At 66.1% G+C, this 8,732-nt stretch carries 6 protein-coding genes, 1 pseudogene and 1 other annotated feature; of the genes and pseudogenes, 1 reads left to right on the plus strand and 6 read right to left on the minus strand.

Annotated features, from left to right (window positions below; all coding sequences use genetic code 11):
• Positions 1-53: 53 nt before the first annotated feature.
• From istB to ACTMMA_RS17920, 5 genes and pseudogenes are all read right to left on the minus strand, one after another.
• Complete coding sequence (istB, locus tag ACTMMA_RS17900; protein WP_441190556.1) at positions 54-854, minus strand: IS21-like element helper ATPase IstB; 801 nt, start codon at positions 852-854, stop codon at positions 54-56.
• On the minus strand, positions 851-2,065 hold the full coding sequence (gene istA, locus ACTMMA_RS17905) for an IS21 family transposase (protein WP_441190557.1): 1,215 nt from the start codon (positions 2,063-2,065) through the stop codon (positions 851-853). Before istA ends, istB begins: the two co-directional genes overlap by 4 nt.
• A 71-nt stretch (positions 2,066-2,136) precedes the next feature.
• A pseudogene (locus ACTMMA_RS17910) lies at positions 2,137-2,397 on the minus strand (serine/arginine repetitive matrix protein 2); the annotation flags it as partial.
• Positions 2,398-2,587: 190 nt separating this feature from the next.
• On the minus strand, positions 2,588-3,502 hold the full coding sequence (locus ACTMMA_RS17915) for an AraC family transcriptional regulator (protein WP_441191442.1): 915 nt from the start codon (positions 3,500-3,502) through the stop codon (positions 2,588-2,590).
• Positions 3,503-4,187: 685 nt separating this feature from the next.
• Positions 4,188-5,723, minus strand: coding sequence for an MFS transporter (locus ACTMMA_RS17920; protein WP_441191443.1), 1,536 nt, complete (start codon positions 5,721-5,723; stop codon positions 4,188-4,190).
• A 514-nt stretch (positions 5,724-6,237) separates the two neighbouring features.
• On the opposite strand from ACTMMA_RS17920, the gene soxR reads away from it, so the two are divergent.
• Positions 6,238-6,696, plus strand: coding sequence for a redox-sensitive transcriptional activator SoxR (soxR, locus tag ACTMMA_RS17925; RefSeq protein ID WP_441191444.1), 459 nt, complete (start codon positions 6,238-6,240; stop codon positions 6,694-6,696).
• A 699-nt stretch (positions 6,697-7,395) separates the two neighbouring features.
• On the opposite strand, the gene ACTMMA_RS17930 is transcribed toward soxR, so the two are convergent.
• Positions 7,396-8,678, minus strand: a protein-coding gene (locus ACTMMA_RS17930) for an IS3 family transposase (RefSeq protein WP_441189664.1) whose coding sequence is annotated in 2 segments (ribosomal slippage) — positions 7,396-8,405 and positions 8,405-8,678 — 1,284 coding nt in all. Because the reading frame shifts where the segments join, the coding sequence is not laid out codon by codon here.
• Positions 8,275-8,409: a sequence feature (AL1L pseudoknot), on the minus strand. (Overlaps the previous gene by 135 nt.)
• Positions 8,679-8,732: the final 54 nt, after the last annotated feature.

Raw genomic sequence — 8,732 nt, forward strand, 5'->3', positions numbered from 1 at the left:
TGTCGACGGCGCTCGAAAACTGGGCGGTTTCGGCGGTCGAAGAGTGAACGGTCTCAGTCTAGGGATTCCTGCTCGGCCTTGATGCTGGGAAGCGTCTCGACGCCGCGGTCGCGGAGCCGGTAGGAGGCGCCTTTGAGGGCGATGACGTCGGCGTGGTGGACGATGCGGTCGATCATCGCGGCGGCGACGATTTGGTCGCCGAAGACGCCGGCCCAGGAGCTGAACGGCAAGTTCGACGTCAGGATGAGGGAGGCGTGCTCGTACCGGGAGGAGACGAGCTGGAAGAAGAGGTTGGCGGCGTCCTGCTCGAAGGGCAGGTAGCCGACCTCGTCGACGATGATCAGGCCGTAGCGGCGCAGCCGGGTGAGCTCGGTCGGCAGGCGGCCGCGGTCGTGGGCCTCGGTCAGGCGGGTGACCCAGTCGGTGGCGGTGGCGAACAGGACCCGGTGTCCTTGCCGGGCGGCGGCGACGCCGAGGGCGGTGGCCAGGTGCGTCTTGCCCGTGCCCGGCGGTCCGAGGAGGACGACGTTGCGGTGCTCGGCCAGGTACGCACCGGAGGCGAGGGCCTGGATCGGGGTGCGGGCGCCGGGTTGGTGGTCGAAGTCGAAGTCCTCAAGGGTCTTGACCGCGCCGAAGCCGGCGGCGCGGATGCGTAGCCGGGCCCCGGAGGCGTTGCGGGCGGCGACCTCGCGTTCCAGGACCGCGGCCAGGTAGTCCTCGTGGGTCCACCCGCTGTCGCGGGCGTGGTCGGCCAGGCGGGCGGCGGACTCGGTGATCCGCGGCGCCTTCAGCGCCGCGGCCAGGTGGGTGATCTGCTTGAGCGACTCGCTCGCGGATGCTGGTTTGCGGCTCATCGCGACTCCAGCTCGCCGGCGTCGATCCCGAACGCCTTATCGTAGTCGGCCAGGTCCCGGACCAGGTCGTCGGCCTCGGGACGGGACCTGGGGTGCTGGTAGTCGCGCCGTAGCGCGGCGGCGGTCGCCACGTGGGCGGGGTCGGTCACGGTCATGCTCCGGGCCCACCGGCGTGGGTGCTCGGCGACCAGCCGGCCGGCCTGGCGGACCCGGATGGTGTCCAGGTCTGCGGCGACGTCGACCCGGGCCCCGATCGCGCGGGGGTCGACGGAGTAGTCGGAGGTGTCGACGCGCACGTAGTAGTCCCGGCCGAGGCGGACGTGGTTGCGCCAGCCCAGGTGCAGCACCGCCGGCGGCAGGGGCAGCATCGCCTCCTTGTCCGCGGCGAGCAGGTCCACCGGACGGGCCTTGATCGTGCGCACCGTCCGGGCGTTAGCAGCGGACAGCCAGTGGGCGAACTGGGCGTTGAAGTCGCTTGGGGACTCGAAGTGGCGCCCGGGCATGAAGGAGGTCTCGAAGAAGCGGTTGCGGCGTTCGACGATGCCCTTGGACTCGGGATCCCGCGGTGGTAGCAGCACCACCTTCGTGGCCAGCATCCCGGCGAACACCGCGACCGGCTCGGTCAGCTTGCCTCGTCCGATGCCGGGCTCGTTGTCCCAGATCAGCCGGCGCGGCACCCGACCCAGCTGATCCAGCAGCTCCCACGTGCCCAGGAGCAGGTCCGGGGTCTTTCGGGTCGGGATCATCCTCCCCAGCGTGAACCGGGAGTACCCGCAGGTCATGACCAGTACCGGAAGCAGGGTACGGGAGCCGTCCTCGAGCAGGATCTTGCGCGGCGGGAACCACAGGTCGCACTGCGCTACGTCCCCGGCCGTCCAGGTCAGCCGGTCGGCCGGGTCGATCGGGCGGTGGTCGACCCTCAGGCGGTTGACGTTGTCGCGGAACCATCGGATCGAGCCGGTCCACCCGACCCGTTCGGCCAGCACCGTCGCGGGCATGTCCGGCGTCTCCTCGAGGAGTTCACGCACCCGCGCCTCATACGGCGTGAACGACGTTGGACCCGCTCTTCTCTCGTACTTCGGTGGCCCGTCCGAGGCGATGGCGTTTATGACCGTCGTCCTCGAGATGCCCAACTTCCTGGCGATCCTGGCCTTCGGCACGCCGTCGGCGGCCAGCCTCCTGATCAGCGCCCAGTCCTCCATGGTGATCACACTCCAATCGTTGGCGGAGTGTTCACTTTTCGAGCGCCGTTACTGTCTAGTTTTCAAGCGCCGCCGACACTGCCGAGCTGCTGCCACTGCCGATACCCAGCCACCAGCGACGGGAACGGCTCGGGCACGCGCCCCGCCGTGAAGTTCGCTTCGTGCTGGAACCAGATCAACAGCGTGTTGTTGAAGCTCCGTGATCTGAACTTGGCAGCAAATGCCAGGGCGCGTGCCCAGTCCTCACCCGAAACCAGCGTCTCGACGGCACCGGTGAGGCGCTCGTGGAGTTCGTCGAGCTTTGCATCGCGCGCGGCTCGGGCATCATGCCTCGTCGTCATCGCTCCTGCCCCCTCCTGGCATAGACGGCACCCAGAAGAGGGCGGCCGTGTAGAAATGAGGTGCGCCAGGAGATCTCGTGGTGCGCCTGACGTAGGACATACCGGCCTACCGGCAATCTCGTGCTCCGTGGGGTTCGGTGCCGGGATGCTCCCGATATCCCGCTCGTGATGCTCAGATCGGGAGCGGCGTTCAGCTCGCTCGAAAGGTCAACTGCCGGTACCGGGTGGGGGTGAGACCGACGTACTTGCGGAACTGCTGGGCGGCGTGCCCGCGGCTGCGCCAGCCGACCTCCCGCATCGCCGTCTCGATCGGCAGGTCGGTCTCCCGCAACGACTTGGCAAGGTGCTCGGCGCGCAGCATGGTCAGATACGCCAAAGGCGTCTTGCCGTAGGCGTCGGTGAACACCCGGCTGAGCTGCGAGGGCGACAGATGCACCCTCGCGGCCAGGGCGTCGAGGGTCCACTGCTCCGCGGGTGCCTGATGCAGCAGCTCGGCGGCCCGGCGAGCCTCGGCACGCAACGGCGCGAACTGGCGATGCCGTGGCAGCGTGGGCCGGATATGCGCGCGCTGCGACGCTGATATCCGCACCGGGGAGACCTTCACGAACGGGGCGATCACGTGAGCGATGCTGAACCACACCGCCTGCATCCGGTAGAAGTTCCGGGCGAAGCGACCCTCGATGCTCCGCTCGACCAGATCATCCAGCCACGGCATCAGCATTCCTGCGCGATCCTCACCGAGGCGGAGTATCTGCGCGGGCTCTGAGTAGATCGTTTCGGCGAGCCCTTGGGCTTCGAGCCTGTCCTGCAACAGGCCGGCGTGCTGCCAGAACACCTGGTCGATCACGTAATCGGTGTCCAGGTAGATGGTGGTGACGGTGATATGCCCCTCGGGCTCCGAGCCGCACAGCACGTTCGCACCGAGGATCACCGCGTCGCCGACGTTGACGGGCTTCTGTCCGAACTCGCTGAACAGAATCGCCGAGCCCGACCTGACGACGATCACCTTCACACAGTCGTAGGCCACCGGACCCACCGGCGAATGGACCGTTCGCGTCCGCGCCAGGATCGGCTGATGATCGTTCGACCTTGACGGCATCGGCATCCCCGTGACGCGATGAGGTCGCTAAGGCCGGCCGAGGCGGCGTGCGATCGCCTCCTCTGCTCGGTTCAGTTCGGTTCCGAGTCGCCGGACCGTCTCCGGTGACAGGTCGCCTCGGTTCGCGCACATGGCGACTTCCTCGTTCATGTCCCGGACGAACTCGGTCACAACGCGCTGTGCTGTTGAGAACTGGGCGCCCTTGCCCTCCGGCTCCGCGCGTCGCGTCGCAGAACCCACTCGACGCGATGTTGCCCCGGACGCTGTGGTGTCTTCTTGTCCGCGGTCGGTGATCGTGTACACGACCCTGCGGCCCAGCCATGTCCCGGTGATGAGCCCATCGTCTTCGATGTTCGTCAGCCCCAGGCGCGAGATGCCAGACCGCAGTGGACGGTCTGATCCACCACAAGTGGGGACGTGGTCGACCAGGAGACGCACGCGCGCGCTTCTCGGATACGTATGTTCGGAGTGCCGTCCACGAGCGTGCTGGCCCACACGAGCCAGAGACTTTGTGGCCGTCGATCGTGGACATCTTCGTCGGTGGGCATCGCTACGCATTGCATGCCCTCAGCACTGACCGGTGCCGAACTAGAAGGGCTGCGGCCTCGGGTACGGAGCACTCTCGGTTGCGACCAGCCGGGAGCGCTCCTAGCCACAAGCACGAGAGCGTTGTGGTGGACATGAGCGGGAATCAGTTGGAGTCCACAGACAGATGATCCTCGTCCTCGTTCACACGCGGGCCGCGAGAAGGGACGAGGAGCAGGAGAGCCACGACGACGGACATCAGAAGACATACCGAGCCGACGCCGATCTGCGTGAGGTGCCAAGAGGAAGTGAATGCGTCGACTTCGGCGCCGTGGGCGCTGGTGGCCGTAGTGTCGAGGTTGCCGGCGGCGACATCGGCCGCGTGGCCGGAGTCACCCAGTCGGTCGGCGAGGAACCCTATGAGCGAAGCGCTGAACACAGCGATCACCAGAGCTTCTGCCGCACCACGGAGCGTGTTGAGGAAGCCAGCGGCGGTCCCGACAAGCCGCGCCGGAGCTAGGGCCATCGCCTGGCCATCAGTGATACCAAATGAGGCCCCCATGCCGACCCCGATCAGCAGCAGCGGGACCGCGACAAGCGCCGTCGTGTTTTCTGGACCTAGGACTACCAAACTGAAGTTGCCCGCGACAACGAGCACGAGCGCGGACATGATCAGCAGTCGCGCCGAGATGCCACGATTGACCAACGTGACAGCGAGGGTGGGGGTAACCAACACGGGCGCTGTCAGCAGCAGCATCGTCAAGCCCGCAGCCGCCGGGGTGTGACCTGCAACAGCCTGCAGGTAGGTCGGGAGGAACACCAGCGCGCCGAGGAACCCGATTGAGGTCGTCAAGGTCGCGAGACACCAACCCATGAATCCGCGGTCAGAGACGAGTTCGGGCGCGAGCAACGGGGAAGCGCTACGGCGCTGGGCGATAGCGAACAGAACCAATGCCACCACGCCCACGGCAAATGCCAGCAACGTCATCGGGTGAGCCCAGCCGACCTCCGGCGCTTCAAGAAGAGCAAACATGAAGGCGCTGAGAGTCACGACGAACAACAGGCTCCCGAGCCAGTCGGTACGGTTGTGATCGGCGTGAGTTTCTTGAAGCCGCGCGGCTCCGCCCGCGATGAGTGCGCCAAGTACTGCGAACGTGATGAAGCTGCCGCGCCATCCCGTCAAGGCCATCAGAGCACCGACCACCGTCGGCCCTACCGCGATGCCGACCCCGGCCATGGTGCCCATGAACGCGAAAGCACGGTTACGGGCGGCTCCTTCGTAGCTCGATGCCAGCAGCGCTCCGCCCGCAGCCATCACTCCGGCACCACCGATACCGGACACCACCCGTGCGATGTCTACCACCATGATCGATGGCGCCAACGCTGTCGCAAGGAACCCGCCAGAGAACACGACTGAAGCGATGATGAAGATTCGACGCCGACCCGCGCGGTCCGCGGCTGCGCCTGCGATGAGAGTCATTGCAGCAAATGCCAGGTTATAGCCGGCGACGACCCAATTCAGTGCTGAGCCCGAGGCGTCGAGTTCTCGACCGATACTCGGTAGTGCGATGGCTGTGCCCGAGATCGACATCGCTACTAGACCGACACCGACCAAGACAACCGGCAGAGTCAGCCGGGACGGCGGACGAGGCGCGTTCCTGGGGGACAAATCCGGGGTAGGGCTGGTCGCTTGAGAGTCCATTGCTATTCCTTCCAGTCGTGCGCTAACCGCACATCGACACGGCGACGTGAGAGCGACGGCAGGCCGAGCTTTCGGTTCGAGAGCCGCTGCCGAAGTGCCTTCGAAGGCGTGCGTTCCGCCGCCTTGAGTGGTGCACACTCACCTTAAAACCTCAACAATGGTTCAGGTCAAGGGTGGCGCTGCTTGAACGTGAATGCGACTCCGTCTGGCTGCGGCGCCCCTGGTGTAATGGTCTTGAGACTGCGTGTCGCACTATCTCTGAGACCACACCTTGCTTACGGTGACGGTCACGCGTTCCGCTGAGCCTGGCCTGATGTGATGGCTAGCTGGGGAGCCCGACGTTTGACCTCAACTATGGTTGAGGTTTTAGAATGTTCAGGTGCGGGTGTGGCTCCGGCACCAGACAGCGGAAACGAGTGCGTTGGGCGTGCTCCGCGAAGCAGGCGTTCCTGGATGCGCCCGAGGTGGTCGCCGAAGCGACTGGCACCCCGGCCATGAAAGGTGCAAAGCGACGATGAGACGTCCGAACTGGCAGCAGACTGAACTTACAGTTGGGGAACTCTCGGCGCGCTCCGGCGTCGCAGTCTCGGCACTGCACTTCTATGAGCGTCAAGGCCTCATTGCGAGTACGCGCACATCTGGCAACCAGCGTCGCTACCGGCGAGATGCGCTTCGCCGCGTCGCGCTGATCCAGATAGCGCAGCAGGTCGGTATTCCCTTAGCAGTGCTTCGCAGCCAGCTGGAGACCCTGCCGCAAGATCGAGCACCCAATCGTCAGGATTGGGAGCGACTCACAGCTGACTGGCGGGTTGAGCTAGACCAGCGGATCAAGCGTCTCGAACAACTGCGGGACAAGTTCACGGACTGTGTGGGGTGTGGGTGTCTGTCCATCGACAGGTGCGTGCTCGCCAATCGGAATGATCAGCTCGGAGAAGCGGGAAATGGGCCGCGTCGGCTCCTCGACGGCGGATGACTCCCGCACAAAGCGCCCATACCGCCCCGACCTCAGGCCGCTTGCTTAGACCGGAGGGTGGGGTGACTGCCAACACTGATCCGAGTGAGCATCGATGGTTCGTCGATCGCATCCGTTGCGCGAGGGTCACACGAGACTGCATCCGAGGTCGAGGCGCTAGGAGAACAGTGCGCCGCCATCTACCGGCCGACTTGGCTCGCTGCCGGGTCTTCGCGCATGGAAGGTCAGCGAACTCTGGCCAGCGCTCGGTGTTGGCACCCTGTCGCCGTTCAGGCCGTTTCCCAAGTGTCCCGAGGGGTGGCGCGTGAGCTTTCGACAGGTTCTCCGCGATGCCCCTTCCTGAGCTGCCACAGTTCTTTCTGAGGACGATCAATCGATGTTCGCTCAGCCTGCGTTGAGGAGATGTTTGGTCGCTACCTCAGCCTGGAGAGGGAGGACGCCGTTCCCTAGAGCGCGCACTTGCTGATTCGCGGTCAGATCACACGCCCTGGCCGTGATCCAGCCAGTCGGAAGCCCCATGAGCCATTCCACGAACTCTGGTGATGGACGTGGCCCGGCAGCCTCGTTCACGAGTGCAGGTGAGGGTGCTGCCCGTCCAGCGATGTGTTCCCAGCGGGTGATGGCGTCGGCGTAGCGGCCCCATCGTCGAACAGCGTCTCGATCAGTGACCACTGAAGCGCCCCAGGTTCTGTGCCGCTCCTATACGGGTTGCGGCTCTCGGTTGAGGGTCGCGTAGTGGGCGTTCTCGTACTCCACTGGGGACATCATGCCAAGGCTGCCGTGGAGGCGTCGCTGGTTGTACCAGTCGACCCAGGCAGCGGTGGCGTACTCGACGTCCGCGATGGTCTTGTAGGGCCCGTCGCAGAAGACGGTGGTGCGGATGCACTCGGTCTTGTACAGGCCGATGGCGCTCTCCATCAAGGCGTTGTCGAACGCATCACCGACCGAGCCGATGGAGGGTCGCAGGCCTTCCAGGGCCAGGTGCTCGGTGAATCGCAGCGAGGTGTACTGCGACCCGGCGTCCGCGTGGCAGATCAGGCCGGGTGCGACGGGGTGCCCGTCGTGGTCACGCTGCCAGATCGCCATCCGCAGCGGGGTCATCACCAGGTCGACCTCCTTGGTCGTGGCAGCGTGCCAGGCCACGATCCGCTGGGCGAAGACGTCCAGGACGAACGCGACGTACACCCACCCGGTCCAGGCCCGGACGTAGGTGAAGTCCATCACCCAGGTCTGGTTCGGGCAGGTGGCGGTGAAGTCGCGATCCAACAGGTCGCCAGCGCGCCGCCCGTCCTTGGTGGGGATCGTGGTCCGGATGCCCTTGTCGCGGCGGAGGCCGGACAGGCCCAGGGCGCGCATCGCCCGGTCGACCGCCCCGGCCGAGGCGTCGGGCAGGCCGCTGCGGCGGACCAGCGCGGTCATCTTGCGTCGCCCGTACAGCCCTTCCGGGGCTAGCTGACGGGCGCCGGTGCGGGTGTTGGTGGTCCAGGCCAGGTCGCGCACCAGGTCCATCACCAGAGCATCGGTGTGCGTGCGGGCCGAGGGCTGGCGGGAGTTGTTCTTCCAGGCCCGGTAGGTGCGCGCGGCGACCTGCAGGCCCTGCTCGCGCAGGACCCGGCAGATCGACTCGACCGCGTGCCCCTGGGCGCGCTGGGCGTCGATGAACGCCATGATCATCGGTTCCGGGGGTCGAGCTCCCCCACGAAGAAACTCGTGGCCGCCTTCAGGATGGCCACGTCCTCACGCAGCCGCCGGTTCTCGGCCTTCAGCTTCTTGATCTCCGCCTGCTCGGCCGTGGTGGTCCCTGGCCGGTCGCCGGCATCGATCTCGGCCTGGGCGACCCACCGCCGCAACGATTCCTTGCCCACTCCTTCCTGCCGGGAGACCGCCAGCACGGCCGCGGTCATCGTCGGGTACTCGTTGCGGTGCTCCAGCACCAACCGCACAGCCCGAGCCTTCAGCTCGGGATCGATCTTCTTCGGCATGACATGCATCCTTCCGGACTCGAAAGGAAGCGGCATCAAACCTGGGGCGCTTCA

Origin of the sequence: Ornithinimicrobium panacihumi (assembly GCF_052073805.1) — a bacterium.
Classification (GTDB): domain Bacteria; phylum Actinomycetota; class Actinomycetes; order Actinomycetales; family Dermatophilaceae; genus Ornithinicoccus; species Ornithinicoccus panacihumi.

Coding starts and splice junctions, on each gene's coding strand:
- istB (WP_441190556.1), bottom strand. CDS start 854: ATGAGCCGCAAACCAGCATCCGCGAGCGAGTCGCTCAAGCAGATCACC.
- ACTMMA_RS17915 (WP_441191442.1), bottom strand. CDS start 3,502: ATGCCGATGCCGTCAAGGTCGAACGATCATCAGCCGATCCTGGCGCGG.
- ACTMMA_RS17920 (WP_441191443.1), bottom strand. CDS start 5,723: ATGGACTCTCAAGCGACCAGCCCTACCCCGGATTTGTCCCCCAGGAAC.
- soxR (WP_441191444.1), top strand. CDS start 6,238: ATGAGACGTCCGAACTGGCAGCAGACTGAACTTACAGTTGGGGAACTC.